Origin of the sequence: Jiella flava (assembly GCF_017349315.1) — a bacterium.
Taxonomy (GTDB): domain Bacteria; phylum Pseudomonadota; class Alphaproteobacteria; order Rhizobiales; family Rhizobiaceae; genus Jiella; species Jiella flava.
Map to the genome: position 1 here is coordinate 1 of NZ_JAFMPP010000014.1, position 24,233 is coordinate 24,233.

Sequence of the window (24,233 nt, forward strand, 5' to 3'; positions counted from 1 at the left end):
CGACAACGTGACCATGGACGTGGCGCTGATCGTGCCGATCGCGATGGAAGAAAAGCTGCGCTTCGCTATCCGCGAAGGCGGCCGCACCGTCGGCGCCGGCATCGTCGCCTCGATCGTCGAGTAAGCGACGGTTTCGCTCAAGGGCCGGCGCGCCGCGGTCGATCAGGATCGCTCGGCGCCGGCCTTTTGCTCCCCTTGGAAGAGGGGCGCATGCGGGACGGGCACCCGCGCTTCGATTTGGCTGAAGAGAAGAATGACAAGCGCTCGGAGAAGGGCTGGCTTGCCGGTCACTTCCGACAGAGGACAAGAAAACATGAACGGCCAGAATATCCGCATCCGTCTGAAGGCGTTCGACCACCGGGTCCTCGACGCTTCGACGCGCGAGATCGTGTCGACGGCCAAGCGCACCGGCGCGAACGTGCGCGGGCCGATCCCGCTGCCGACGCGCATCGAGAAGTTCACCGTCAACCGCTCGCCGCACGTCGACAAGAAGTCGCGTGAGCAGTTCGAAATGCGCACCCACAAGCGGCTTCTCGACATCGTCGATCCGACGCCGCAGACGGTCGATGCGCTGATGAAGCTCGACCTCGCCGCCGGCGTTGACGTCGAGATCAAGCTCTGATCCGAGCACGGGAAGGATAACGCCCATGCGTTCAGGTGTGATTGCACAGAAGGTCGGCATGACCCGCGTCTATAACGACGCCGGCGAGCATGTTCCGGTCACCGTCCTGAAGGTCGAGAACCTACAGGTCGTCGCCCAGCGGACCCAGGAGAAGAACGGCTATACGGCCGTTCAGCTCGGTGCGGGTCTTGCGAAGGTGAAGAATACGTCGAAGGCCATGCGGGGCGTCTTCGCCCAGGCCTCCGTCGAGCCGAAGCGCAAGCTCGTCGAGTTCCGCGTTTCCGCGGACAACATGATCGACGTCGGTGCCGAAATCACCGCCGATCATTTCGTTCCCGGTCAGATGGTGGACGTGACCGGCACGTCGATCGGTAAGGGCTTTGCCGGCGCGATGAAGCGACACAACTTCGGTGGTCTTCGCGCCACCCACGGTGTGTCGGTCTCGCATCGCTCGCACGGTTCGACCGGTCAGCGCCAGGATCCGGGCAAGGTCTTCAAGAACAAGAAGATGGCCGGCCACATGGGTCAGGTTCGCGTGACCACGCAGAACCTCGAAATCGTGCGCACCGATCCGGAAAAGGGCTTGATCCTCGTTCGCGGCGCCGTGCCGGGTTCGAAGGGCGGCTGGATCGAGGTTCGCGACGCGGTGAAGGCTTCGCTGCCGGACAGCGCGCCGAAGCCGGCGGCGATCCGGACGGCGGCCAACGATGCGGCGAAAGTCGAAGCGACCGAGTCCGAGGGGGCCGAATAATGGATATCACGATCAAGAGCCTCGACGGGTCCGACGCCGGCAAAGTGACGCTGGCCGACGAGATCTTCGGTCTCGAGCCGCGCGAGGACATCCTCCAGCGTATGGTGCGCTGGCAGTTGGCCAAGCGTCAGCAGGGCACGCATCAGACTCTCGGACGGGCCGAAATCGCCCGCACCGGCGCCAAGCTCTACCGGCAGAAGGGAACCGGTCGTGCCCGTCACGGCTCGGCCCGCGCGCCGCAGTTCCGCGGCGGCGGCAAGGCCCATGGGCCGGTTTCGCGCAGCCATGCCCATGACCTGCCGAAGAAGTTCCGCGCGCTGGCGCTGAAGCATGCTCTGTCGGCGAAGGCGAAGTCGGGCGGCATCATCGTCGTCGACGAGCTGAAGGCTGACGAGGCCAAGACCAAGGCAACGGTCAAGCGCTTCGCCGATCTCGGCCTTGCCAACGCGCTGATCATCGGCGGCGCCGAACTCGACGAGAACTTCTCGCGCTCGGCTCGCAACATTCCGCACATCGACGTCCTGCCGGTGCAGGGCATCAATGTTTATGACATTCTGCGCCGGCAGACGCTGGTTCTGTCCAAGGCCGCAGTCGAGGCTCTCGAGGAGCGGTTCAAATGACCGATCTGCGCCACTATGACGTCATCACCTCGCCGGTGATCACCGAGAAGTCGACGCTCCTGTCGGAGTCCAATCAGGTGGTCTTCAATGTGCCGCTGACGACGACGAAGCCGCAGATCAAGGCTGCGGTGGAAAGCCTCTTCAACGTCAAGGTCACCGCCGTGAACATCCTCGTCCGCAAGGGCAAGGTCAAGCGCTTCCGCGGCCGCATCGGACGCCAGAGCGATCAGAAAAAAGCCGTCGTGACGTTGGCCGAGGGCCAGTCGATCGACGTGTCGACCGGACTCTGAGCGGGACCGGAGGAATAGCGAGATGGCACTGAAGAACTTCAAACCGAACACGCCGAGCCAGCGTCAGCTGGTCATCGTCGACCGTTCGGGCCTGCACAAAGGCAAGCCGGTCAAGCATCTGACCGAGGGCCTCACCCAGAAGGGCGGGCGCAACAACACCGGTCGCGTGACCGCGCGCTATCAGGGCGGCGGTCACAAGCGGACCTACCGCATCATCGACTTCAAGCGTCGCAAGCTCGACGTGCCGGGGACGGTGGAGCGGCTCGAATACGATCCGAACCGCACCGCGTTCATCGCGCTGATCAAGTACGAGGACGGCGAACTCGCCTATATCCTCGCGCCGCAGCGCCTGTCGGCGGGCGACACGGTCGTCGCCGGTCTCTCGGGAGTCGACGTGAAGCCGGGCAACGCGATGCCGCTGGCGGCCATGCCGGTGGGCACCATCGTCCACAATGTGGAGATGAAACCGGAAAAGGGCGGTCAGATCGCCCGTTCGGCGGGTGCCTACGCGCAGCTCGTTGGCCGCGACCAGGGCATGGCGATCCTGCGCCTCAATTCGGGTGAACAGCGCCTCGTGCCGTCGTCGTGTTTTGCGACGGTTGGCGCGGTGTCCAACCCGGACCACGGCAACATCAATCTCGGCAAGGCGGGCCGCTCGCGCTGGCTCGGCAAGCGGCCGCATGTTCGCGGCGTCGCGATGAACCCGGTCGACCATCCGCACGGCGGTGGTGAAGGCCGCACCTCGGGCGGCCGTCATCCGGTGACCCCGTGGGGCAAGCCGACAAAGGGCAAGCGCACGCGCCAGAACAAGTCGACCGACAAGTTCATCATGCGTTCGCGCCACCAGCGCAAGAAATAAGGGAAACTTTCAATGGCACGTTCTGTCTGGAAGGGCCCATTCGTCGATGGCTTTCTGCTGAAGAAGGCCGAGAAGGCCCAATCGAGCGGTCGCAACGACGTCATCAAGATCTGGACCCGGCGGTCGACGATTCTGCCGCAGTTCGTCGGTCTGACCTTCGGCGTCTACAACGGCAACAAGCACATTCCGGTCGCAGTGAGCGAGGACATGGTCGGACACAAGTTCGGCGAATTCGCTCCCACCCGGACCTATTACGGCCACGGCGCCGACAAGAAGGCGAAGAGGAAGTAACCATGGGCAAGGCGAAAGCCGAGCGTCGGCTTGCGGACAACGAGGCGAAGGCGATCGCCCGTTCCATCCGCGTCAGCCCGCAGAAACTCAACCTGGTCGCGCAGATGATTCGCGGCAAGAAGGTCGATCGGGCCCTGGCGGACCTCACCTTCTCGCGCAAGCGGATCGCCGAAACGGTCAAGAAGACGCTGGAAAGCGCCATCGCAAACGCCGAGAACAACCATGATCTCGATGTCGACGCTCTGGTGGTCGCTGAAGCCTATGTCGGCAAGTCGATCACGATGAAGCGCTTCCATGCCCGTGGCCGTGGCCGCGCGAGCCGGGTCGAAAAGCCGTTCGCGCATCTGACCATCGTCGTGCGCGAAGTCGAGGAAGTCGAGGAGGCCGCGTAATGGGTCAGAAAATCAATCCGACCGGCTTTCGGCTCGGCATCAACCGCACCTGGGACTCGCGCTGGTTCGCGAACAAGGGCGAGTACGGCCAGCTCCTCCACGAGGATCTGAAGATCCGTGACTACCTGATGAACGAGCTGAAGCAGGCGGCTGTTTCGAAGATCGTCATCGAGCGGCCGCACAAGAAGTGCCGCATCACGATCCACTCGGCGCGTCCGGGCATCGTGATCGGCAAGAAGGGCGCCGACATCGAGAAGCTGCGCCGCAAGCTGTCGCAGATGACCAATGCCGAGACGCATATTAACATCGTCGAGGTGCGCAAGCCCGAGATCGACGCGACCTTGGTCGCCCAGTCGATCGCCCAGCAGCTCGAGCGTCGCGTGGCCTTCCGGCGGGCGATGAAGCGCGCGGTCCAGTCGGCGATGCGCCTCGGTGCCGAAGGCATCCGCATCAATTGTGGCGGTCGTCTCGGCGGTGCGGAAATCGCCCGCACCGAGTGGTATCGCGAGGGCCGGGTGCCGCTGCACACGCTGCGCGCCGACATCGACTACGGCACCGCGGAGGCCGAGACGGCTTACGGCATCTGCGGCGTCAAGGTTTGGATCTTCAAGGGCGAGATCCTCGAACACGATCCGATGGCCGCCGAGCGCCGTCAGGTCGAGGGCGAGGGGCAGGGCGGCCGTCGCCGCGAGCACGCCTGAGGTCGCCTGAGGCCTTTTGAGAATTCGGAGTTGAAAAGATGCTGCAGCCAAAGCGTACGAAGTACCGGAAAGCGTTCAAGGGACGCATTCACGGTACCGCCAAGGGCGGAACGGCACTCAATTTCGGCGCCTACGGCCTGAAGGCCCTGGAGCCGGAGCGGGTGACCGCTCGCCAGATCGAGGCAGCCCGCCGTGCGATCACGCGTCAGATGAAACGTCAGGGCCGGGTGTGGATCCGGATCTTCCCGGATCTTCCGGTGACGTCGAAGCCGACCGAAGTCCGCATGGGTAAGGGCAAGGGCGGCGTCGACTACTGGGCGGCGCGGGTTCACCCTGGCCGGATCATGTTCGAGATCGACGGCGTTCCCGAGGATATCGCCCGCGAGGCTCTGCGCCTCGGCGCCGCGAAGCTTCCGGTGCGCACGCGCTTCATCCAGCGCATTGCGGAATAATAGGAGAGTTTGACGTGAAAGCTTCCGACGTCAGATCGATGACCCCGGACGAACTCACCGACGAGCTCGCCAAGCTGAAGAAAGAGCAGTTCAACCTGCGTTTCCAGCGGGCCACGGGTCAGCTCGAAAACACTGCGCGCGTGCGCCAGGTCCGCCGCGACATCGCGCGGATCAAGACGGCTGTCCGCGCCAAGGCGGACACGGCCAAGGCCTGAAGGACGAGACAATGCCGAAACGCATCCTGCAGGGGACGGTTGTCTCCGACAAGAATGACAAGACCGTGGTGGTGCTGGTGGAACGCCGTTTCGCCCATCCACTGCTGAAGAAGACCGTGCGCCGGTCGAAGAAGTACAAGGCGCATGACGAAAGCAATCAGTGCAAGGTTGGCGATATCGTCTCCATCGAAGAGTCGCGACCGATCTCGAAGGACAAAAGCTGGATCGTCGTCTCCAGTGCGACGAGCCGAGCAGCAAGTTGAACTTTTTCGCCAGGTTCGCCGCACCCAGCGGCGCTCCCGGTGGTAATCTTTTGAAGGCGGCCTGACATGATTCAGATGCAAACAAACCTCGACGTGGCCGATAATTCCGGCGCCCGTCGTGTCATGTGCATCAAGGTGCTGGGCGGTTCGAAGCGGAAGTACGCCTCGGTCGGCGACGTCATCGTCGTGTCCGTCAAGGAGGCGATCCCGCGGGGCCGCGTCAAGAAGGGCGACGTGATGAAGGCCGTGGTGGTGCGTACCGCCAAGGACATCCGCCGCGCCGACGGTTCGGTGATCCGGTTCGACCGGAACGCCGCCGTCCTGATCGACAACAAGAAGGAGCCGATCGGCACCCGTATCTTCGGCCCGGTTCCCCGCGAGCTTCGCGGTAAGAACCACATGAAGATCGTGTCGCTCGCCCCCGAAGTTCTTTAAGAGGAGAGCGGACGATGCAGAAGATCCGCAAGGGCGACACCGTCGTCGTGCTCGCCGGCAAGGACAAGGGCCGGTCGGGTGAAGTCATCCAGGTGATGCCGAAGGAGAACCGTGCGCTGGTTCGTGGCATCAACATGGTCAAGCGCCACCAGCGTCAGACCGCCTCGCAGGAGGCCGGGATCATCGCCAAGGAAGCGCCGATTCACCTGTCGAATCTGGCCTATGCCGATCCCAAGGATGGCAAGCCGACCCGGGTGGGCATCAAGATCTTGGAGGACGGCACGAAGCTGCGCGTCGCCAAGCGTTCAGGGGAAGAGATCAATGGCTGAAGCCGCCACTTACGAGCCTCGCCTGAAGCGTGTCTATCGCGAGGACATCCGCAAGGCCATGCAGGAGCAGTTCTCCTACGAGAACAACATGCAGGTTCCGCGGCTCGACAAGATCGTGATCAACATGGGCGTCGGTGAAGCCACCGGCGATTCCAAGAAGCCGTCGGTCGCCGCCGAGGATCTTGCCAAGATCGCCGGTCAGAAGCCGGTCATCACCCGCGCCACGAAGTCGATCGCCGGCTTCAAGGTGCGTGAGGGCATGCCGATCGGCTGCAAGGTCACGCTGCGCCGCGAGCGCATGTATGAGTTTATGGATCGTCTGATCCAGGTCGCTCTGCCCCGGGTCCGCGACTTCCGTGGCCTCAACCCGAAGAGCTTTGACGGCCGTGGCAACTTCGCCATGGGCATCAAGGAGCACATCGTGTTCCCCGAGATCAACTACGACAAGGTTGATCAGATGTGGGGCATGGACATCATCGTTTGTACGACGGCCAAGACGGACGAGGAAGCGCGCGCCCTTCTCAAGGCGTTCAACTTCCCCTTCCGCCAGCATTGACGCCTGTAACGGCAGACGAGCAAAGGACGAGACAATGGCCAAGAAGGGCATGATCGAGCAGAACAAGCGCCGCCAGAACATGGTGGCGAAATACGCCGCCAAGCGGGCTGCTCTGAAGGCGATCACCAAGAATGCCGACGCTCCGATGGAAGAGCGTTTCAAGGCGCAGCTGCAGCTCGCCGAGCTGCCGCGCAACGGGTCGAAGGTGCGCATTCGCAATCGCTGCGAAGTCACCGGTCGCCCGCGCGCCTACTATCGCAAGCTCAAGATGAGCCGTATCGCGCTCCGGGAACTGGGCAATAACGGCCAGATTCCTGGCATCGTGAAGTCGAGCTGGTAAGGAGGATACGCTATGTCGATGTCTGATCCGCTCGGCGATATGCTGACCCGCATCCGCAATGCGGTGCTGCGCAACAAGTCCTCGGTCTCCACGCCGGCTTCCAAGCTGCGTGGCCGCGTGCTCGACGTCTTGAAGGACGAGGGCTACATCCGCGGCTATACGCTCACCGATTTCGATAACGGCAAGTCCGAGTTCGAGATTGAGCTGAAGTACTACGAGGGCCAGCCGGTGATCCGTGAGATCGCCCGCGTTTCCAAGCCCGGGCGCCGCGTCTATGTGTCGGCCAAGACGATCCCGCAGGTCGCCAACGGCCTCGGTATCTCGGTGCTGTCGACGCCGAAGGGCGTGATGGCCGACCACAATGCTCGCGAGCAGAACGTGGGCGGCGAGATTCTCTGCCGGGTCTTCTGATCCGGTGTCAGATATGCGATAGAGCGGCGATCGTGGCGGCTTGACGCTGCGTTCGCCGTTCCCGCGCATTTAAGCCACGCATGGACCCGTCGCCTTCACGGGCACAAGGCGGCCATGAACGAAACAGGGTTTCGAAATGTCTCGTATTGGTAAGAAGCCGGTGGCCATTCCCGATGGCGTCACCGCCGCGGTCGACGGCCAGACGGTCAAGGCCAAGGGCCCCAAGGGCGAACTGTCCTTCGTCGTCAACGACGAGGTTCTGGTGAAGCTCGAGGACGGCGCCATCTCGGTCGATCCGCGCGATCAGTCGAAGGATGCCCGCTCCAAGTGGGGCATGTCGCGCACGATGATCGCCAACATCCTGGCGGGTGTGAAGACGGGCTTCGAGAAGAAGCTCGAGATCAACGGTGTCGGCTACCGCGCCGCCATGCAGGGCAAGAACCTGCAGCTGTCGCTGGGCTTCTCCCACGAGGTCGTCTACCAGACGCCCGAGGGCATTCAGATCCAGGTGCCGAAGCCGACCGAAATCATCGTGTCGGGCATCGACAAGCAGCGCGTCGGCCAGGTCGCCGCGGAGATCCGCGAGTATCGCGGTCCCGAGCCTTACAAGGGCAAGGGTGTGAAGTACGCGAACGAGACGATCGTTCGTAAGGAAGGCAAGAAGAAGTAAGGTTCGTCATGGCTACTCCTAAGGAATCGCTGCGGCGCCGTGCTTCGCGGATCCGCCGCTCGCTGAAGAAGGTTGCGAATGGTCGTCCGCGGCTGTCCGTGCACCGTTCGTCGAAGAACATCTACGCTCAGGTCATCGATGATGAGGCGGGCCGTACGCTTGCTTCGGCCTCGAGTCTCGAGCCGTCGCTCCGCAAGGAGCTGAAGACCGGCGCCGACGTCGCCGCGGCCCAGGCCGTTGGCAAGCTCGTCGCCGAGCGTGCCAAGGAAGCCGGCGTCACCGACGTCGTCTTCGATCGCGGCGCCTTCATCTATCACGGGCGGGTCAAGGCAGTTGCCGACTCCGCGCGCGAGGCCGGTCTGAACTTCTGATCGGCCCAAAAGGCTTTATTCGATGGCGTGAATGCGCTATCGCATCACGCGGCCGCCTGATGAGGGCGGCCGTTCCCATGGACGCCTCCGGAAAAGAACAAGGAACAGGATATGGCGCCTCGCAATGAACGCAATGATCGCCGTGACGATCATGACGACGGCTTTGTTGACAAGCTCGTCCACATCAATCGTGTCGCGAAAGTCGTGAAGGGCGGCCGTCGCTTCGGCTTTGCCGCGCTCGTCGTCGTCGGCGACCTGAAGGGCCGCGTCGGCTTCGGTCACGGCAAGGCGCGCGAAGTGCCGGAAGCGATCCGCAAGGCGACGGAAGCCGCCAAGCGCGATCTGATTTTCGTGCCGCTGCGCGACGCCCGCACGCTGCATCACGACGTCGCGGGCCGCCATGGTGCCGGCAAGGTCATCCTGCGCACCGCCGAGGCCGGTACCGGTATCATCGCCGGTGGCCCGATGCGTGCCGTGTTCGAAGCCGTCGGCATGCATGACGTCGTCGCCAAGTCGCTCGGCTCGTCGAACCCGTACAACATGGTTCGCGCCACCTTCGATGCGTTGAAGAACGCGACCCATCCGAAAGACGTCGCTGCGCGCCGCGGCATCAAGTATTCGACGCTGCAGGCTCGCCGCCGTGATCACACCGGTGCGGCTCCGGCTGCTGCCGAAGAAGCCGCTGCGGCGGAATAACCTGGCCGGCCTTCGTGCCATCGTTTGAAGGAGCCTGAGCATGGCCAAGAACACGCCCGCCGGCAAGACGGTCACCGTCCAGCAGATCGGCAGCCCCATCCGTCGTCCGAAGGACCAGCGCCAGACGTTGGTCGGCCTCGGCCTCGGCAAGATGAACCGTCGGCGCACCCTGGAAGACACGCCCGCTATTCGCGGGATGATCGCCAAGGTCGCTCACATGGTTCGCGTCGTCGACGAAGCCTGACATCCATTCGGCAGTGCGGGGCCCGCGCTTTTGCGGGCCTTCGAACCCCTTTTACCAGGCGGCCCGTCGAAGCGCTGAATGCAGCTCACGCGGTGGCCAAGGAGAAGAGACATGAAACTCAACGAGCTTTCCGACATGGACGGCGCCACCCATTCGCGTAAGCGTCTGGGTCGCGGTATCGGGTCGGGCAAGGGCAAGACCGGCGGGCGCGGCGTCAAAGGCCAGAAGTCCCGTTCGGGCGTCGCCATCAACGCCTTCGAGGGCGGCCAGATGCCGCTCTACCGGCGTCTGCCGAAGCGCGGCTTCGTCAACATCTTCGCCAAGAAGTACAACGTCGTTTCGGTCGGCCGCCTGCAGCAGGCCGTCGATGCGGGTAAGCTCGACGCCTCGGCCCCGGTCGATGCGGCGGCGCTGATCGCGGCGGGCGTCCTGCGCCGCGCCAAGGACGGCGTGCGTCTCCTCGGCGACGGCGATCTGAGCGCCAAGCTGACGATCACCGTTGCCGGTGCGTCGAAGTCGGCGGCGGAGAAGGTCGAGAAGGCCGGTGGTTCGCTCACCACGACCGTCGCCCGCAAGAGCGGCGAATCGGCCGAGGCCTGATCTCGGTCCGATCCGTGCATTGTTGTCGGCCGGATCCGTCCGGCCGACGTCACCTCACGGGTGGGGCATCCACGAATTCACGCGCCGGTTCGAAGTGGAACGAAATTGGGCGCTTGCGTGGCGAAGCTCACCCGCTTATCTGACGGGTCTCGGCAAAAGGTCCGTCTTCTGCCCGAGTTCGGTCGGGCGCCTGACGCGCTGCTCGGCCTCATGCGGGACAAACCGGGGAGCTCCTCGTCATGGCATCGGCAGCGGAACAACTGGCCGCAAACCTGAATTTTTCGGCCTTCGCCAAGGCCGAGGATCTCAAGAAGCGCATCTGGTTCACCCTCGGCGCTCTCTTGGTCTACCGCCTCGGAACCTATATTCCGATGCCCGGTATTGACCCTGACGCGCTGGCGCGGGCGTTTCAGCAGCAGTCGACCGGCATTCTCGGCCTCTTCAACATGTTTTCCGGTGGCGCCGTTGGGCGCATGGCGATCTTCGCCCTCGGAGTCATGCCCTATATCTCGGCCTCGATCATCGTCCAGATGATGACGTCGGTGATTCCCTCGCTCGAGAATCTCAAGAAGGAGGGCGAGCAGGGCCGGCAGGTGATCAATCAGTACACCCGCTACGGCACGGTGCTTCTGGCGACCTTCCAGGCCTACGGCATCGCCGCCGGGCTTGAGACCCAGGCCGGCCTCGTCATCGATCCGGGCTGGTTTTTCCGTATCTCGGCGGTGATCACCCTCGTCGGCGGCACGATGTTCCTGATGTGGCTCGGTGAGCAGATCACCTCGCGCGGCATCGGCAACGGCGTCTCGCTGATCATCTTCGCCGGTATCGTCGCGCATCTGCCGGCGGCCGTGGCGAACCTCTTGGAACTCGGCCGCACCGGCGCGCTGTCGACCACGGTCATCCTTTTGGTCATCGTCGTCGCCATCGCCTGCATCGCCTTCATCGTCTTCATGGAGCGCGCGCAGCGGCGGTTGTTGATCCAATATCCGAAGCGCCAGGTCGGCAACCGGATGTTCCAGGGCGACACCTCGCATCTGCCGCTGAAGCTGAACACCGCCGGCGTCATTCCGCCGATCTTCGCGTCATCGCTGCTGCTGCTGCCGGTGACCGTGGCGAACTTCACCAACACCCAGGACTTGCCCGGCTGGGCGACCGCGATCGTTGCCTCGCTCGGCCATGGCCAGCCGCTTTATATGGTGTTTTATGCGGGCCTGATCGCCTTCTTCGCCTTCTTCTACACGGCCTTTGTCTTCAATCCGCAGGACACCGCCGATAATCTGAAGAAGCATGGTGGCTTCATTCCGGGCATTCGTCCGGGGGAGCGCACGGCACAGTACATTGATTATGTTCTGACCCGAATCACAGTGATCGGCGCGATCTATCTCGTGCTGATCTGTCTGCTGCCCGAATTCCTGATCTCGGCCGCAGGCGTTCCGTTCTATCTCGGTGGCACGTCGCTGCTCATCGTCGTCAGCGTGACGATGGATACGGTAGCGCAGGTCCAGGGCCATCTCCTGGCACACCAGTACGAAGGCCTCGTCAAGAAGGCAAAACTCAGAGGGGGGAAACGAGGAGCCAGATGAAGCTGATTTTGCTGGGCCCGCCGGGAGCGGGGAAGGGAACGCAGGCACAGCGTCTGATCAATCGTCACGACATTCCGCAGCTATCGACAGGAGACATGCTGCGGGCGGCGGTCGCGGCCGGAACTGAAGTGGGGAAGACGGCAAAAGCGATCATGGATGCCGGCGATCTGGTGCCGGACGACGTGGTCAACGCCATTGTCGCCGATCGTCTGGACGAAGCCGATTGCGCCAACGGTTTCATCCTCGACGGTTATCCGCGGACGCTCAAGCAGGCCGACGCCCTTGAGTCGCTGCTGAAGACACGCGGACAACATCTGGACCACGTGATCGAGATGCGGGTCGAGGACGACGTCCTGGTGAAGCGGGTTTCGGGGCGCTTTTCCTGTGCCAAGTGCGGCACGGTCTATCATGACGAGGACCGCCTGCCGAAGGCCGAGGGGGTCTGCGACACTTGCGGATCGGCCGAATTCAAGCGGCGTCCGGACGACAATGCCGAGACGATGCGCTCGCGGCTGCGGGCCTATTACAAGGAAACCTCGCCGCTGGTGGGATACTACCATTGCAAGGGCACGCTGCGCTCGATCGACGGCATGGCGCCGATCAACGAGGTGAGCGAGCATATCGAGGCGATCCTGAAAGGCTGAGGTCAACCGGTTGAAGGACAGGGGCGTTTGCATCTGCCCCGGCCGCGACCGCAAATGTCCAGTTCGTTCAGGTCAAGCCGATCCATTAGAGCATGTTGCCGAAAAGTTGCATGACTTTTCGGGTCACATCATGCGGCAAAACAATGGCTTAGAGCGGAATGGCGATTCCAGTTTATCGCATTCCGCTCTAGTGGGGCTGATCCAATAAGGCAGACTTGAGACCGTGACGTCGCCAACGACCGTCGACACCGCCAACGCCGCCGCGACCAGCGCGGCGGGAAATCGCGAGGCGCTGGAGCCTTCCAGCCCCGTGGCGGTGTTCGGCCATGACGAGCCGCTGCATCTCGATGCCGGCATCGATCTCGCGCCGTTCCAGCTTGCCTATAATACCTACGGTGCGCTGAACGCCGACCGGTCGAACGCGATCCTCGTCTGCCATGCGCTCACAGGCGATCACTACGCCGCCAGCCAGTCGCCGGTGACCGGCAAGCCCGGCTGGTGGTCGTCGATTATCGGTCCCGGCAAGCCGATCGACACCGACCGCTACTTTGTCATTTGCTCCAACGTGATCGGCGGCTGTCTCGGCTCGACCGGACCGGCCTCGATCAATGCGGAGACCGGCGAGCCCTATGGCCTCAGCCTGCCGGTGATCACCATTCGTGATATGGTGCGGGCGCAAAAGATGCTGGTTGAGCGGCTCGGCATCGACACGCTGTTTGCGGTGATTGGCGGCTCGATGGGCGGCATGCAGGTGCTGCAATGGACGGTCAGCTATCCGGACAAGGTGTTCGCCGCCTTACCGATCGCCACCGGCGCGCGCCATTCGGCTCAAAACATCGCCTTTCACGAAGTGGGCCGCCAGGCGGTGATGGCCGATCCGGACTGGGCCGCCGGGCGCTATCTCTTGCAGGGCAAGCGGCCGGTCAAGGGCCTCGCCGTTGCCCGGATGACGGCGCATGTCACCTATCTGTCGGAGCTGGCGCTACAGCGCAAATTCGGCCGCAACCTGCAGGATCGCGAAGCCTTCGGCTTCGGCTTCGACGCCGATTTCCAGATCGAGAGCTATCTGCGCCATCAGGGCATGACCTTCGTCGACCGTTTCGACGCCAACTCCTATCTCTACATGACTCGGGCGATGGACTATTTCGACATCGCTGCCGACTACGGGGGATCGTTGGCGCGCGCCTTCCAGGGTTCGCAGACGCGCTTCTGTCTGGTCTCCTTCTCATCCGATTGGCTGTTTCCGACGGATGAGAACCGGGCGGTCGTCCATGCGCTGAACGCGGCGGCGGCGTCGGTCTCGTTCGTCGAGATCGAGACCGACCGAGGCCATGACGCGTTTCTGCTCGACGAGCCGCATTTCTTCGACGCGATCGACGGCTTCGTCTCGTCGGCGGCGCGGGCGAGGGGGCTTTCCCGATGATGTCCTCTGTCGAAGGCCGGCCGGTCGCCTCAGGTGCGAATGGCGAGCTGGCCGCACCGGCTGCGATTCGCCTCGATCTGGCGGTGATCGCCGAGCTCGTCACGGCGAAGTCGCGCGTGCTCGATATCGGCTGCGGCGACGGGGCCTTATTGGCGTTGCTTGAAGCGCGGCGGCAGGTCGACGGGCGCGGCATCGAGCTCAGCCAGACCGGCGTCAACGAGTGTGTCGCGCGCGGCCTGTCGGTCATCCAGGGGGATGCCGACAGCGATCTCGTCCATTATCAGGACGATGCGTTCGACTATGTGATCCTCTCCCAGACGATCCAGGCGACGCGCAATCCAAAGGTCGTTTTGTCGGAGCTTTTGCGCATCGGTCAGCGGGCCATCGTCTCCTTCCCGAATTTCGGTCATTGGTCGATCCGCTATGCGCTCGGCTTTCGCGGCCGCATGCCGGTGACGGCCAATCTCGCCCATGCCTGGTACGAGACGCCGAACATTCATTTCTGCACCATCCGCGACTTCGTCGAACTGGCCGAGAACGAGCTGGGCGCGACCGTCGAGACCGCGATCGCGATCAACGCGACCGGTCAGAAAATGGGCATGAAGATGCCCTGGTGGTTCTGGAACCTTTTCGGCCAGCAGGCGGTGTTCGTGCTGAAACGCTGATCGGCGTATAAGCGATCCGGCTTGGGTGATTCCGTGATGCGCTCGCGCCGGGCGCCGGCGGACCTTCCGAAACACGATGATAGAGGCCAGTCGCTTCGGCCAAGGGCTGCAAGCGTTTGCCGGGCTTTGGGCTTTCGATGCTGGATTTCCTGATGGCGGACCGCACGGGTCCGCAGATGCTGTTGATTGCGGCCGCGGCCTTCATCGCGGGCTTGGCCCGCGGCTTTGCCGGCTTCGGCGCGGCGCTGATTTTCATGCCGCTGGCGAGCGCTGTGGTCGGCCCGAAGCTCGCCGCCCCTTTGCTGCTGATCGTCGACGGGATCGCCTCGCTCGGGCTTTTGCCCGACGCCTGGCCCAAGGCCGACAAACGCAACATCGCCGTGATGGTGATCGGCGGGCTGATCGGTGTGCCGCTCGGCGCGCATCTTCTGGCGACGATGGATCCGCTCGCGCTGCGCTGGATGATTGCCGCCGTCGTTGCGCTGCTCTTGGCGCTACTGGCATCAGGCCGGCGTTATCGCGGTCGCCCGACGCCGCCGCTGACGGTGCTTGTCGGGGCGATCTCAGGCGTGTTTTCCGGGGCGGCTGGCACCGGCGGGCCCCCCGTCGTCGCCTATTGGCTTGGCAGCCCCGCCAGCCAGGATATCGTGCGTGCCAATATTGTCGGCTATTTCGCCGTGTCGACGGTGATCACGGTCGCAAGCTACACGATGGGCGGGTTGTTCATCTGGCCGCTGGTGCCGCTCGCCTGCGTCACCGGACCACTCTACGGGCTCGGTCTTTATGGCGGCACGCAGCTGTTCGGCTTCGCCAGCGAAGCGACGTTTCGGGCGATCGCTCTCAGTCTGATCGCGGCGGCGTGTCTTTTCGGCCTGCCGGTTCTCGATCCGCTGCTTCACTGAGCCGCGACAACGAAAAGGGCGAGCCCAAAATTATCTCGCGCTCGCCCGTCCTGGTTTCGCTCAATCGATCGAATCGACCGAAGTGGTCTATTTCAGCCGCGCGGCATGCCAGGCGAGATGGTCCGGCATGAAGGTCGAGATGAAATAGTAGCTGTGGTCGTAGCCCTCCTGCAGGCGCAGGGTCAGATCGATCCCGGCGCTGGCGCAGGCGGTCTTCAAAAGCTCCGGCTTCAACTGGCCTTCGAGGAAGTTGTCGGCGGTGCCCTGATCGACCAACAGGGCCTCGACCCGGGCGCCGTCCTCGATCAGCGCGACGGCGTCGTGCTTGCGCCAACGCGCTTTGTCTTCACCCAGATAGCCGGGCAGGGCCTTGTGGCCCCAGGGCACCTGGCTCGGCGCGACGATCGGCGCGAAGGCCGAGACCGCCTTGAAACGATCCGGGAAGGTGAGGCCGATTGTCAGCGCGCCGTGGCCGCCCATCGAGTGGCCCATGATCGACTGCCGGCTCATGTCGGCGACGGGAAACTCGTCGGCGATGAGGGCCGGCAGCTCCTCGGTCACATAGGACCACATCCGGTAGTTCGTGGCGAATGGCGCTTCGGTGGCGTCGACATAGAAGCCGGCGCCAAGGCCGAAGTCGTAGGCGCCCTCGACGTCGTCCGGCACGCTCTCGCCGCGCGGCGAGGTGTCCGGCGCGACGAAGATCAGGCCGAGTTCGGCGCAGGCTTTGCGGAATTCGCCCTTTTCGGTGACGTTGGCATGGGTGCAGGTGAGGCCCGAGAGATACCAGACCACCGGGAGAGTTGCGCCTTCTGCATGGGGCGGCACGAAGACCGAGAAGGTCATCTCAGTGCCGGTTTCCTTCGAAGCGTGCTGATAGACGCCCTGAACGCCGCCATGGGTCAAGTTGGTCGAAACGGTTTTGATCGTCATTGGTCGTTCTCCAATTGCTGTCGCGCCGCAGCCAAGACGTCGATCCGCCTCGCGGCACGATGCGCCGGCTCCGCTCAGTGCCGTGGCGCGGGACGTTTCATGTCGATATGGGCGATGCCGTCCTCGTCGTAGGGAGCGGAGGCCGGTTCGAAGCCATGCTGGGCGTAAAAGCCCTGCAGTTGGGCCTGCGCCGAGAGCACGACTTCGCGCTCGGCGAAGCGATCGGCGACATAGCGCAACGCTTCGACCAGCATCTCGTGGCCGAGGCCCTGGCTGCGAAAATCCTTCGCCGTGACGATCCGGCCGATGCGCACCGGCTCGCCCTCCGGTGACAGCACCCGCAGGCAACCGATCAGCGTCTCGCCGGAAAATTGCCTAAGATGCAGCGCGTCGATGTCCTTGCCGTCGATCTCCGCGAAGGCGCAGGCCTGCTCGACGACGAACACATCCATGCGCAGGCGCAGGAGGTCGTGGACCTCCCGCCCTGACAATTCGTCGAACGCGCTCCAGCGGAGCGCGATCTCGTCCACCGGGCCGCTCAGAACACCACCACCGAGCGGATCGACTTGCCCTCATGCATGAGATCGAAGCCCTTGTTGATCTCCTCGAGGCTGAGGGTGTGGGTGATCATCGGGTCGATCTGGATCTTGCCGTCCATATACCAGTCGACGATCTTCGGCGTGTCGGTACGCCCGCGCGCGCCGCCGAAGGCCGAGCCCTTCCAGACGCGGCCGGTGACCAGCTGGAACGGCCGGGTGGAAATCTCCTTGCCGGCCTCGGCCACGCCGATCACCACCGAAACGCCCCAGCCTCTGTGGCAGGCTTCGAGCGCCTGGCGCATCACCGTGGTGTTGCCGGTGCAGTCGAAGGTGTAGTCGGCGCCGCCGCCGGTCAGCTCGACGAGATGGGCGACGATATCGCCGTCGATCTCCTTCGGGTTGACGAAATGCGTCATTCCGAACTTTTCGCCCCACGCCTTCTTGTCGTTGTTGAGGTCGACACCGACGATCTTGTCGGCGCCGACGAGCTTGGCGCCCTGGATGACGTTGAGACCGATGCCGCCAAGGCCGAAGACGACGACATTGGCGCCCGGCTCGACTTTTGCCGTGTTGACCACGGCACCGACGCCGGTGGTCACGCCGCAGCCGCAATAGCAGGCGGTCTTGAAGGGCGCGTCGTGGCGGATCTTGGCGAGGGCGATTTCCGGCAGAACGGTAAAGTTCGAAAAGGTCGAGCAGCCCATATAGTGGTAGATCGGCTGGCCCTTGTAGGAAAAGCGCGTGGTGCCGTCCGGCATCAGGCCTTTGCCTTGCGTGGCGCGGATCGCGGTGCACAGATTGGTCTTGCCGGACAGGCACGACTTACACTGGCGGCATTCGGGCGTGTACAGCGGAATGACGTGATCGCCGGGCTTCACCGAGGTAACGCCGGCGCCGACCTCGCGCACGATACCCGCGCCCTCATGGCCGAGAATCGACGGAAAGAGGCCTTCCGAATCAAACCCATCGAGCGTGTAGGCGTCGGTGTGGCAGATCCCGGTCGCCATGATCTCGACCAGCACTTCGCCCTGTTTCGGGCCTTCCAGGTCGAGTTCGACGATTTCCAGCGGCTTCTTGGCTTCGAAGGCGACGGCAGCGCGTGTTTTCATGCAAGCTCTCCAGTGATGTGCCCTGACAGGCTTGCTAGCGATTTCGCAGCGGAATGGAAATCCCGAACGGCCGACAAAACGGGCAATGGCGCGGAATTTGGCGGGCACGGCCGGGAATGCGGTGCGTGGGGCGCTTGCCAGCTTGCCTGTCACCGTTCTGTCCGGTTTCCTCGGGGCCTGCAAGACGACGCTGCGCAATCACGTCCTCGACAATCGCGAGGGGCGGCGCGTCGCTGTCATCGTCAATGATATGAGCGAGGTGAACATCGACGCCGATCTGGTGCGCGGCGGCGGCGCCGGTCTCTCGCGCACCGACGAAAAGCTCGTCGAGATGACCAATGGCTGCATCTGCTGCACCTTGCGCGACGATCTCTTGATGGAGGTCCGACGGCTGTCGCAAGAGGGGCGCTTCGACTATCTTTTGATTGAGGGCACGGGGATTGCCGAGCCGCTGCCGGTGGCGGCGACCTTTTCCTTCCGCGACGAAGCCGGGCAGAGCCTGTCTGACATCGCCAGGCTCGACACGATGGTCACCGTCGTCGATGCGGTGAACCTCTTGCGCGAATACGGCTCGCATCTGTTCCTGAAGGATCGGGGCGAGATCGCCGGGGAGGAAGATGAGCGCACCCTCGTCGATCTGCATGTCGAGCAGATCGAATTCGCCGATGTGGTGGTGATCAACAAGATCTCCGATGTTGCGCCGGACACCGCCGATCAGGTGCGCAAGGTGGTGCGCGGCCTCAATGCCGACGCGAAGATCATCGAAGCCGATTTCGGCCAAGTGCCGCTGTCCGAGGTGCTGGAAACCGGCCTCTTCGACGAGGAAAAGGCACAGCAGCGTCCACTCTGGGCCAAGGAACTTTATGGCTATGAGAGCCACGTTCCAGAGACTGATGAATACGGCGTGTCGAGCTTCGTCTATCGGGCCCGTCGGCCCTTCGATCCTGTCAAGTTCGATGCCTTCGGCAAGCTCACCTTTCCTGGTCTGATCCGCGCCAAGGGACATTTCTGGCTGGCGACGCGGCCGGACTGGGTTGGCGAATTTTCTCTTGCCGGGGCGCTGGCCCGGATCACGCCGCTCGGTCGCTGGTGGGCATCGCTGCCGGAAAGCCGGTGGCCGGAACACCCCGAATGGCGGGCGATGGTGGCGAAGAACTGGAGCGACATGTGGGGCGATCGCCGCCAGGAGATCGTCTTCATTGGCGCCGGCATGGACGAGGCGGCGATCCGCGCGGCGCTCGACGCCTGCCTCGTTGACGATACGTCCGAGTTCTGCCTCTCGGCCTATACGGAGATGCCCGATCCGTTTCCGGTCTGGGCGGCCGCGCCAAGCGCGTGAGCGCAACGGCAGAGGTCGAAAATTGGAATCGATTGTCGCAAAGCAGGATGCTGAAACGCCATGATTGCGAGCGTCCTCGGCGCGTCCGGTCGAATGCACGGCGCATGCAGGGAGTTGCGGGTGGTTGATGGTGTGCGCGGGGACCACGTTGGTCAGGTATCGGTCCGGTGTTGACGCAAAGTCGGCGCCTCGAAGGGCGGGCGATTAAGCCTAAGCTTCAAGCGCTCGCCAGTGTAGCGAACGCTTCAGGGCTGCTTTGACAGGAGCGCCGCGGCGCCGTTGAGGCCGGCGCGAAACGCGCCGTCGAATGTCTCGCTGGTGGCTTGCCAGCGCGACATCGTCCCCTCGGACGGCATCAGCCATCGGGATTTCCAAACCAGCTTGTCGGCGTCCCAGTCAAGAATGCCGACCAGAACGGCCGCGCCGTGGGCGCGCTTGGCGATCGCAACGAGCGAGGCGGGGGGCGGGGCGTCCATGTCGAGGGACGCGGCGTTCGCCTGCTGCAGCATCGATCGATCGGGCAGGGCGAGCGGCAGCCCCCGCTTGGCGGCCTCGGCCAGAAGGGCGTCTCGTTCGCCGGTTCCCATCTCGGCGTCGCTGGCGACGAAAAAGCGATTGCTTTCAAAATCCACCCGCACGAGCGGCGTGATCGTCGGGCGCGGCAAAGGCCATTTGCGATAGCCGAGCGTCGCGACGATCGCGTCGATTTTCGCCGGATCGAAATGGACCGTGAGGTCATAGGGGCGGTCGCGCGAGCCCTGTTCGTCGTGGTGGGGAATGCCTTCCATGCGGTCGTGATAGCTGTAGCGAACGACTGCGCTTTCCGAGGTGGCGAGAACAGCGTCGAGGTCGCGGCTTGCCAGAATGCGCGCTGCGCCCGTCACCTTCTGCAGGACAGTCTTCATGGCCTCTTCGATCCCCGGCTTGCGGGTTTCCAGGCGCTGTCCGGTTACGAAGGTGGTCGCGGTGTAGAGATCGGGGCCCTTGATCGTCGCTGCGCCGAGCAGAACGGCGGGCAAAAGGGCAAGGGCCGCCCATCGAACCGGCTTGATGATCGACCGCATCGCGTTTCCCCCTCCATCCCGGCCTGCGCTTGACGCCGACAGACACCACAGTGTGTCGGGGGACGCGGCTTTTCCATGGACCTCGTCCGCCGTTCGTCGCGTTATGTCTCACGCTTGCACAGCATCGCGCGGGCACCGGCGCCGGCGCCGGCGGGCACGAGCACCGGCTTGGCGACCTTGCGCTGTTTGGCGGCAGAGGTCACCGGGATGCCGCGATGCAGCTGCTTCACCGCCTCGATGATCACGACGCCGGCGAAGATCGGCCAGAATTTGCGGCCGACGCGCTCCAATGCCGACGCGAAGCCGAGCAGCGAGCGACGGCGGAAGGGCGGAAACAACAAAGCTTCGCCCCAGGCATGGGGCGTAAAGGTTGCGGAGCGCAACAGGCCCGTCAATTGGCTGCGCGACCACGGGCGGCCGGAGCCGAAGGGCGTGTGTTCGAAACGGGCCCAGACGCCGCGCCGATGCGGCACCACGACGATCAGGCTGCCGCCCGGCGCCAACACCCGCCAGGCTTCGGCGATCAGAGCCTCGGGGTTTTCGGCAAACTCCAGGGCATGGATCATCAGGATGCGGTCGACGGAGGAATCGCCGAGCGGCATCTCCTCGATGCCGACCAGCGCGGTGCGCAGCGGCTGTCCGGCCGGCCAGCGCTCGGCCCCTTGGCCGGCCGGCATGAAGGCAAGGCAGCGTTCGCAGCCGCCCTCGAAACGTGAAAGATACGGCGTCGCATAGCCAAGACCCAAAAGCCGCTCTTCCGAGATTGGCCGCCAGAGCGGCGAGAGCGCCAGCGAAATTGATCGGGCTGCAGTGATGCCAAGGGGCGATGCGTAGAAATCGCACAGATCGATGATGTCGGCATTGGTCGACAGGGCGCAGTCTCCTCCCGGATCGGCCCGCGAACTTCGATCGGCTCTCGAAGGCGCGACGCGCAGATTCAAAGTGTTGGCCTGTTCCTCTTATGCAGAGGACGCCCGGCGCACGAAGGTTTCAGCACGGCGGCTTTATCCCATATAAGGTCAAGCAAGGCTGGTCCGAAACCGTCGTCGGGCCGTTTTCGGCCGTGGCTTCGCGTCAGGCGGGTGGCCAAAGAAGCAGCAAGACGTGGCGGCAGGCGGCGGCGGTGACTGGCGGCGCAAAATTTTCTCCCGCTGCAGAAGAGGGGATCGGCGAGTATGGCATCCTTTGAAATCCGGCAGTTTTCCTGCCGAAGCGACAATTTCGGTGTGCTCGTTCACGAAGCCGAAACCGGCACGACCATCGCGATCGACGCACCGGAGGAAGCGCCGATCGTCGACGCGCTGGCGGCGGAGAACTGGCAACTGACGCATATTCTCACCACGCACTATCATGGTGACCATGTTGAAGCGAACGAGGCGCTGAAGGCGCGCTTTCAGGCCGAAATCATCGGACCCGACAAGGAACGGCTGAAGATCCCCGGTCTCGACCGCACGGTGGCCGGCGGCGAAACCATCGATGTCGGCGGGGTGCGTGTCGAGGTGATCGCAACACCGGGGCACACGCTCGGCGAGGTGTCCTACTATCTGCCGGAGGCGCGGGCGGTGTTTGCCGCCGACGCGCTGTTTTCGCTCGGCTGCGGGCGCCTGTTCGAAGGCGACGCGGCGATGATGTGGGAATCGCTCAAGCGGCTGCGCGCTCTGCCCGGCGAGACCATGCTCTATTGCGGCCACGAATACACCGCCACCAACGCCCAATGCGCGCTCTCCGTCGATCCGGACAATGTCGCCTTGCAGGAGCGCGCTCGCGAGGTGGATGAATTGCGTCGCAATGGCCGTCCGACCTTGCCCGTGCTGCTCGAGCGGGAGAAGAAGACGAATCCGTTCTTGCGGGCCGACCATCCGGATCTCATCTCCGCCATGGGGATGACCGGCGCCGATCCGGCGGAGGTTTTCGCAGCGATCAGAAAGAAAAGGGATCAGTACTGATGAGTTCTGCCGCGCTCAAAATCGTCAGGAGCTTGGATATGAAGCCGCATCCCGAAGGCGGCTGGTATCGCGAGACATTCCGGGACGAGCGCACGGACAAGGGCGGGCGATCCCGCTCGACCGCGATCTATTATCTTCTCGAGGCCGGCGAGACGTCGGAGTGGCACCGGGTGCGCGATGCCGCCGAGGTTTGGCACTGGTATGCCGGCGCGCCGTTGGTGATCACCGTATCGGAAAACGGCCACGACGCCTCGGCCCACCGCCTTGGGCCGAACATTGAAGTGGGGGAGCGGCCGCAATTCGTCGTGCCGGCCGGATGCTGGCAGACGGCAACCTCGCTCGGCGAATATACGCTGGTCGGCTGTACGGTTGCCCCAGGCTTCGACTTCAAGGCCTTTGAAATGGCGCCGAAGGATTGGCGCCCGACGCCGCGCAAGAGCTGACGCGATCAGGCCTTGGCCTGCTGCAGCAGGCGTTTGAAGACGGGCAGGGCGGCGAGCGCGGCCCCAGCGGTGATCAACATTGCCGCCGCGGCGATTTCGAAGCGCATCGCCGCATTGCCCGCGAGGATCAGGATCAGCGTCGACAACAGCGGCGCGGCATAGCTGGCCGCGCCGATGATCTGGATGTCGCCGTGCTTGACTCCGTAGTCCCAGACATAGAAGGCGCCGCCGACCGGCAGCAGGCCGAGCAAAAGCACCGCGACCCAGGAGACCACGCTCCCCGGCCAGATGGTGGTTTCGAACGCGAGATGGGCCACGAGCGCAAGGGCTGCTGTGACCAGACAAAAGCCGGTGACGACGTCGCTCGGCACGGTTGCGAAACGGCGCGAAAGAAGCGAGTAGCTCGACCATGTCAGCGCGCAGAGAACTGCCAGCCCGTAGCCGAGAAGGTAGCGGGAATCGAGCGCGAAACCGCCGTTGCGGGTGACGATGAGCGCTGCGCCGCACAAGCCGAAAAGCGCGCCGAGAATGTGGAACCAGCGCAGCCGCTCGCCGGGCATGAAGGCGGAGCCGATGACGATCAGCAACGGCCAGAGATAGGCGATCAGGCTCGCTTCGGCCGCTGGCGCATGGCGGAGCGCGCCGAAATAAAGCGCGTGATAGCCGAACAGTCCGCCGACGCCGACGAGCCAGACCATCGGATGCTGGCGAAACACGCGCCAGTTCGCTCCGCGCAGCTTCAGCATGGTGAGACCGATGGCGCTGGCGACGGCAAAGCTCATCGCCGCGAGCTGGAACGGCGGAACGTCGCCGCTCAAGGACGTCAGCAGCGCCAGCAAGGCCCACATCAAGATCGCGGAAAATCCGAGCGCCGTGCCCAAATCGATCGTCCTTCCTTTACAGCGTTCCCGCCGACATTTTGAGCGCCGGCAGAAGGCCAGGACGCCCGATCGTGTTGTCCGCCGATATTCAACCTCAGGCTTCGGCACTAGGGGCACTGTAAAGGAAGGCTTCAGTCGACGGACTCGGCGGGAACCGGCATCGGAAGACCATTGTCGTCGATTGCGACCATGACGAACACGCCCTCGGTGACCTTGGTGCGGGCGCGCGAGGTGAGCCCCGACGTCCAGGCTTCGAGTGCCAGTGTGATCGACGTGCGGCCGACCTCTTCGATGGCCGTGTAGACGCAGAGCGTGTCGCCGATCTTTACCGGCTTTTTGAACACCAGTGTGTTGATGGCAACCGTCGCGACGCGGCCGCGCGCCCGCTCCGAGGCGCGGATGCCGGCGGCGAGATCCATCTGCGAGACGACCCAGCCGCCGAAAATGTCGCCATTGGAATTGGCGTCGGCCGGCATCGCCGGAATGCGAACGGTGAGTTCGCCTTTCGGCGTTACGTCGCTTTTGTTCATTTCCAAACCTCGTCAGCCTTCAGTGCAGAATCGGACAAATCACGCCGAACTTCGCCCTCATAAGCGACGCGAAGATGCCGAAGGCAAGACCACGCCGACCAAGCGAGCGGCGGCACCGAGAGTG

37 protein-coding genes are annotated in these 24,233 nt (G+C 63.8%); 30 read left to right on the forward strand and 7 right to left on the reverse strand.

The features are described from left to right. The 27 genes from J1C48_RS14770 to J1C48_RS14900 form a co-directional block, all read left to right on the forward strand. Positions 1-124, forward strand: a 124-nt coding sequence (locus J1C48_RS14770) for an EF-Tu C-terminal domain-related protein (protein WP_484825357.1), incomplete at its 5' end; no start/stop codon positions are given. Positions 125-313: 189 nt separating this feature from the next. Further along, positions 314-622, forward strand: a complete 309-nt coding sequence (gene rpsJ, locus J1C48_RS14775) for a 30S ribosomal protein S10 (protein WP_006205468.1) — start codon at positions 314-316, stop codon at positions 620-622. A gap of 25 nt (positions 623-647) precedes the next feature. Next, the gene (gene rplC / locus J1C48_RS14780) at positions 648-1,373 is read left to right on the forward strand and encodes a 50S ribosomal protein L3 (protein WP_207258772.1); all 726 of its coding nucleotides are present in this window, start codon (positions 648-650) and stop codon (positions 1,371-1,373) included. Further along, entirely contained in the window at positions 1,373-1,993 is a 621-nt protein-coding gene (gene rplD / locus J1C48_RS14785) for a 50S ribosomal protein L4 (RefSeq protein ID WP_207258773.1), read from the forward strand. The genes rplC and rplD overlap by 1 nt, the downstream gene beginning before the upstream one ends. Then, positions 1,990-2,283, forward strand: coding sequence for a 50S ribosomal protein L23 (locus J1C48_RS14790; RefSeq protein ID WP_207258774.1), 294 nt, complete (start codon positions 1,990-1,992; stop codon positions 2,281-2,283). Before rplD ends, J1C48_RS14790 begins: the two co-directional genes overlap by 4 nt. Before the next feature lie 22 nt (positions 2,284-2,305). Then, on the forward strand, positions 2,306-3,142 hold the full coding sequence (rplB, locus tag J1C48_RS14795) for a 50S ribosomal protein L2 (protein ID WP_207258775.1): 837 nt from the start codon (positions 2,306-2,308) through the stop codon (positions 3,140-3,142). 12 nt (positions 3,143-3,154) lie between these two features. Continuing rightward, a complete protein-coding gene (gene rpsS / locus J1C48_RS14800) occupies positions 3,155-3,433 on the forward strand; it encodes a 30S ribosomal protein S19 (protein WP_207258776.1) in 279 nt (92 codons plus the stop codon). A gap of 2 nt (positions 3,434-3,435) precedes the next feature. Continuing rightward, positions 3,436-3,825, forward strand: coding sequence for a 50S ribosomal protein L22 (rplV, locus tag J1C48_RS14805; RefSeq protein WP_207258777.1), 390 nt, complete (start codon positions 3,436-3,438; stop codon positions 3,823-3,825). Further along, positions 3,825-4,526, forward strand: coding sequence for a 30S ribosomal protein S3 (gene rpsC / locus J1C48_RS14810; RefSeq protein ID WP_207258778.1), 702 nt, complete (start codon positions 3,825-3,827; stop codon positions 4,524-4,526). Before rplV ends, rpsC begins: the two co-directional genes overlap by 1 nt. A gap of 38 nt (positions 4,527-4,564) precedes the next feature. After that, the gene (gene rplP / locus J1C48_RS14815; protein WP_207258779.1) at positions 4,565-4,978 is read left to right on the forward strand and encodes a 50S ribosomal protein L16; all 414 of its coding nucleotides are present in this window, start codon (positions 4,565-4,567) and stop codon (positions 4,976-4,978) included. Positions 4,979-4,992: 14 nt separating this feature from the next. Further along, complete coding sequence (gene rpmC, locus J1C48_RS14820) at positions 4,993-5,193, forward strand: 50S ribosomal protein L29 (protein WP_207258780.1); 201 nt, start codon at positions 4,993-4,995, stop codon at positions 5,191-5,193. A gap of 11 nt (positions 5,194-5,204) precedes the next feature. Next, a complete protein-coding gene (rpsQ, locus tag J1C48_RS14825; protein ID WP_207258781.1) occupies positions 5,205-5,456 on the forward strand; it encodes a 30S ribosomal protein S17 in 252 nt (83 codons plus the stop codon). 66 nt (positions 5,457-5,522) lie between these two features. Then, positions 5,523-5,891 (forward strand): 50S ribosomal protein L14, encoded by a 369-nt coding sequence (rplN, locus tag J1C48_RS14830; RefSeq protein WP_163461331.1) that lies wholly within the window; start codon positions 5,523-5,525, stop codon positions 5,889-5,891. A gap of 14 nt (positions 5,892-5,905) precedes the next feature. Next, a complete protein-coding gene (gene rplX / locus J1C48_RS14835; RefSeq protein ID WP_207258782.1) occupies positions 5,906-6,220 on the forward strand; it encodes a 50S ribosomal protein L24 in 315 nt (104 codons plus the stop codon). Continuing rightward, a complete protein-coding gene (gene rplE / locus J1C48_RS14840; RefSeq protein WP_207258783.1) occupies positions 6,213-6,776 on the forward strand; it encodes a 50S ribosomal protein L5 in 564 nt (187 codons plus the stop codon). Before rplX ends, rplE begins: the two co-directional genes overlap by 8 nt. A gap of 34 nt (positions 6,777-6,810) precedes the next feature. Next, the gene (rpsN, locus tag J1C48_RS14845; protein ID WP_207258784.1) at positions 6,811-7,116 is read left to right on the forward strand and encodes a 30S ribosomal protein S14; all 306 of its coding nucleotides are present in this window, start codon (positions 6,811-6,813) and stop codon (positions 7,114-7,116) included. A 12-nt stretch (positions 7,117-7,128) separates the two neighbouring features. After that, positions 7,129-7,527 carry a 30S ribosomal protein S8 gene (rpsH, locus tag J1C48_RS14850; protein WP_207258785.1) on the forward strand — a complete coding sequence of 133 codons (399 nt, stop codon included), beginning with the start codon at positions 7,129-7,131 and terminating at the stop codon, positions 7,525-7,527. A gap of 136 nt (positions 7,528-7,663) precedes the next feature. Further along, positions 7,664-8,197 (forward strand): 50S ribosomal protein L6, encoded by a 534-nt coding sequence (rplF, locus tag J1C48_RS14855; protein ID WP_207258786.1) that lies wholly within the window; start codon positions 7,664-7,666, stop codon positions 8,195-8,197. 8 nt (positions 8,198-8,205) lie between these two features. Further along, positions 8,206-8,568 carry a 50S ribosomal protein L18 gene (rplR, locus tag J1C48_RS14860; RefSeq protein ID WP_207258787.1) on the forward strand — a complete coding sequence of 121 codons (363 nt, stop codon included), beginning with the start codon at positions 8,206-8,208 and terminating at the stop codon, positions 8,566-8,568. Between the two features lie 111 nt (positions 8,569-8,679). Beyond that, a complete protein-coding gene (rpsE, locus tag J1C48_RS14865; RefSeq protein WP_207258788.1) occupies positions 8,680-9,264 on the forward strand; it encodes a 30S ribosomal protein S5 in 585 nt (194 codons plus the stop codon). Between the two features lie 40 nt (positions 9,265-9,304). Next, positions 9,305-9,508 carry a 50S ribosomal protein L30 gene (rpmD, locus tag J1C48_RS14870; RefSeq protein WP_207258789.1) on the forward strand — a complete coding sequence of 68 codons (204 nt, stop codon included), beginning with the start codon at positions 9,305-9,307 and terminating at the stop codon, positions 9,506-9,508. 111 nt (positions 9,509-9,619) lie between these two features. Next, positions 9,620-10,108: a 50S ribosomal protein L15 gene (gene rplO / locus J1C48_RS14875; RefSeq protein ID WP_207258790.1), complete on the forward strand. Its 489-nt coding sequence runs from the start codon at positions 9,620-9,622 to the stop codon at positions 10,106-10,108. Between the two features lie 239 nt (positions 10,109-10,347). Continuing rightward, positions 10,348-11,691 (forward strand): preprotein translocase subunit SecY, encoded by a 1,344-nt coding sequence (secY, locus tag J1C48_RS14880; protein ID WP_207258791.1) that lies wholly within the window; start codon positions 10,348-10,350, stop codon positions 11,689-11,691. Further along, positions 11,688-12,335 carry an adenylate kinase gene (locus J1C48_RS14885; protein WP_207258792.1) on the forward strand — a complete coding sequence of 216 codons (648 nt, stop codon included), beginning with the start codon at positions 11,688-11,690 and terminating at the stop codon, positions 12,333-12,335. Before secY ends, J1C48_RS14885 begins: the two co-directional genes overlap by 4 nt. A gap of 223 nt (positions 12,336-12,558) precedes the next feature. Further along, a complete protein-coding gene (gene metX / locus J1C48_RS14890) occupies positions 12,559-13,758 on the forward strand; it encodes a homoserine O-acetyltransferase MetX (protein WP_207258793.1) in 1,200 nt (399 codons plus the stop codon). Continuing rightward, positions 13,758-14,423 carry a methionine biosynthesis protein MetW gene (metW, locus tag J1C48_RS14895; RefSeq protein ID WP_207258882.1) on the forward strand — a complete coding sequence of 222 codons (666 nt, stop codon included), beginning with the start codon at positions 13,758-13,760 and terminating at the stop codon, positions 14,421-14,423. Before metX ends, metW begins: the two co-directional genes overlap by 1 nt. 152 nt (positions 14,424-14,575) lie before the next feature. After that, positions 14,576-15,325 (forward strand): sulfite exporter TauE/SafE family protein, encoded by a 750-nt coding sequence (locus J1C48_RS14900; protein WP_231081811.1) that lies wholly within the window; start codon positions 14,576-14,578, stop codon positions 15,323-15,325. A gap of 87 nt (positions 15,326-15,412) precedes the next feature. Here J1C48_RS14900 and fghA read toward each other — a convergent pair whose 3' ends face one another. The 3 genes from fghA to J1C48_RS14915 all read right to left on the reverse strand — a co-directional run bounded on the left by fghA (position 15,413) and on the right by J1C48_RS14915 (position 17,906). Then, positions 15,413-16,258 (reverse strand): S-formylglutathione hydrolase, encoded by an 846-nt coding sequence (gene fghA / locus J1C48_RS14905; protein WP_207258795.1) that lies wholly within the window; start codon positions 16,256-16,258, stop codon positions 15,413-15,415. A 74-nt stretch (positions 16,259-16,332) separates the two neighbouring features. Next, positions 16,333-16,788, reverse strand: a complete 456-nt coding sequence (locus J1C48_RS14910; RefSeq protein ID WP_231081812.1) for a GNAT family N-acetyltransferase — start codon at positions 16,786-16,788, stop codon at positions 16,333-16,335. Between the two features lie 8 nt (positions 16,789-16,796). Then, positions 16,797-17,906 carry an S-(hydroxymethyl)glutathione dehydrogenase/class III alcohol dehydrogenase gene (locus tag J1C48_RS14915; protein WP_207258796.1) on the reverse strand — a complete coding sequence of 370 codons (1,110 nt, stop codon included), beginning with the start codon at positions 17,904-17,906 and terminating at the stop codon, positions 16,797-16,799. Between the two features lie 85 nt (positions 17,907-17,991). Between J1C48_RS14915 and J1C48_RS14920 the strand changes: the two genes are divergently transcribed. Continuing rightward, positions 17,992-19,245, forward strand: a complete 1,254-nt coding sequence (locus tag J1C48_RS14920; RefSeq protein ID WP_207258797.1) for a GTP-binding protein — start codon at positions 17,992-17,994, stop codon at positions 19,243-19,245. 245 nt (positions 19,246-19,490) lie between these two features. Here the strand turns inward: J1C48_RS14920 and J1C48_RS14925 are convergent, their stop codons facing one another. Beyond that, complete coding sequence (locus J1C48_RS14925) at positions 19,491-20,309, reverse strand: DUF2066 domain-containing protein (RefSeq protein ID WP_207258798.1); 819 nt, start codon at positions 20,307-20,309, stop codon at positions 19,491-19,493. 101 nt (positions 20,310-20,410) lie between these two features. Next, positions 20,411-21,181 carry a class I SAM-dependent methyltransferase gene (locus J1C48_RS14930; protein ID WP_207258884.1) on the reverse strand — a complete coding sequence of 257 codons (771 nt, stop codon included), beginning with the start codon at positions 21,179-21,181 and terminating at the stop codon, positions 20,411-20,413. Positions 21,182-21,484: 303 nt separating this feature from the next. Between J1C48_RS14930 and gloB the strand changes: the two genes are divergently transcribed. Both gloB and J1C48_RS14940 read left to right on the forward strand, forming a co-directional pair. Next, positions 21,485-22,255, forward strand: a complete 771-nt coding sequence (gloB, locus tag J1C48_RS14935; protein ID WP_207258799.1) for a hydroxyacylglutathione hydrolase — start codon at positions 21,485-21,487, stop codon at positions 22,253-22,255. Further along, complete coding sequence (locus J1C48_RS14940; protein ID WP_207258800.1) at positions 22,255-22,698, forward strand: cupin domain-containing protein; 444 nt, start codon at positions 22,255-22,257, stop codon at positions 22,696-22,698. The genes gloB and J1C48_RS14940 overlap by 1 nt, the downstream gene beginning before the upstream one ends. 5 nt (positions 22,699-22,703) lie before the next feature. On the opposite strand, the gene yddG is transcribed toward J1C48_RS14940, so the two are convergent. After that, positions 22,704-23,546 carry an aromatic amino acid exporter YddG gene (gene yddG / locus J1C48_RS14945; protein WP_231081825.1) on the reverse strand — a complete coding sequence of 281 codons (843 nt, stop codon included), beginning with the start codon at positions 23,544-23,546 and terminating at the stop codon, positions 22,704-22,706. A 164-nt stretch (positions 23,547-23,710) separates the two neighbouring features. After that, complete coding sequence (locus tag J1C48_RS14950) at positions 23,711-24,109, reverse strand: acyl-CoA thioesterase (RefSeq protein ID WP_207258802.1); 399 nt, start codon at positions 24,107-24,109, stop codon at positions 23,711-23,713. Between the last annotated feature and the right edge of the window lie 124 nt (positions 24,110-24,233).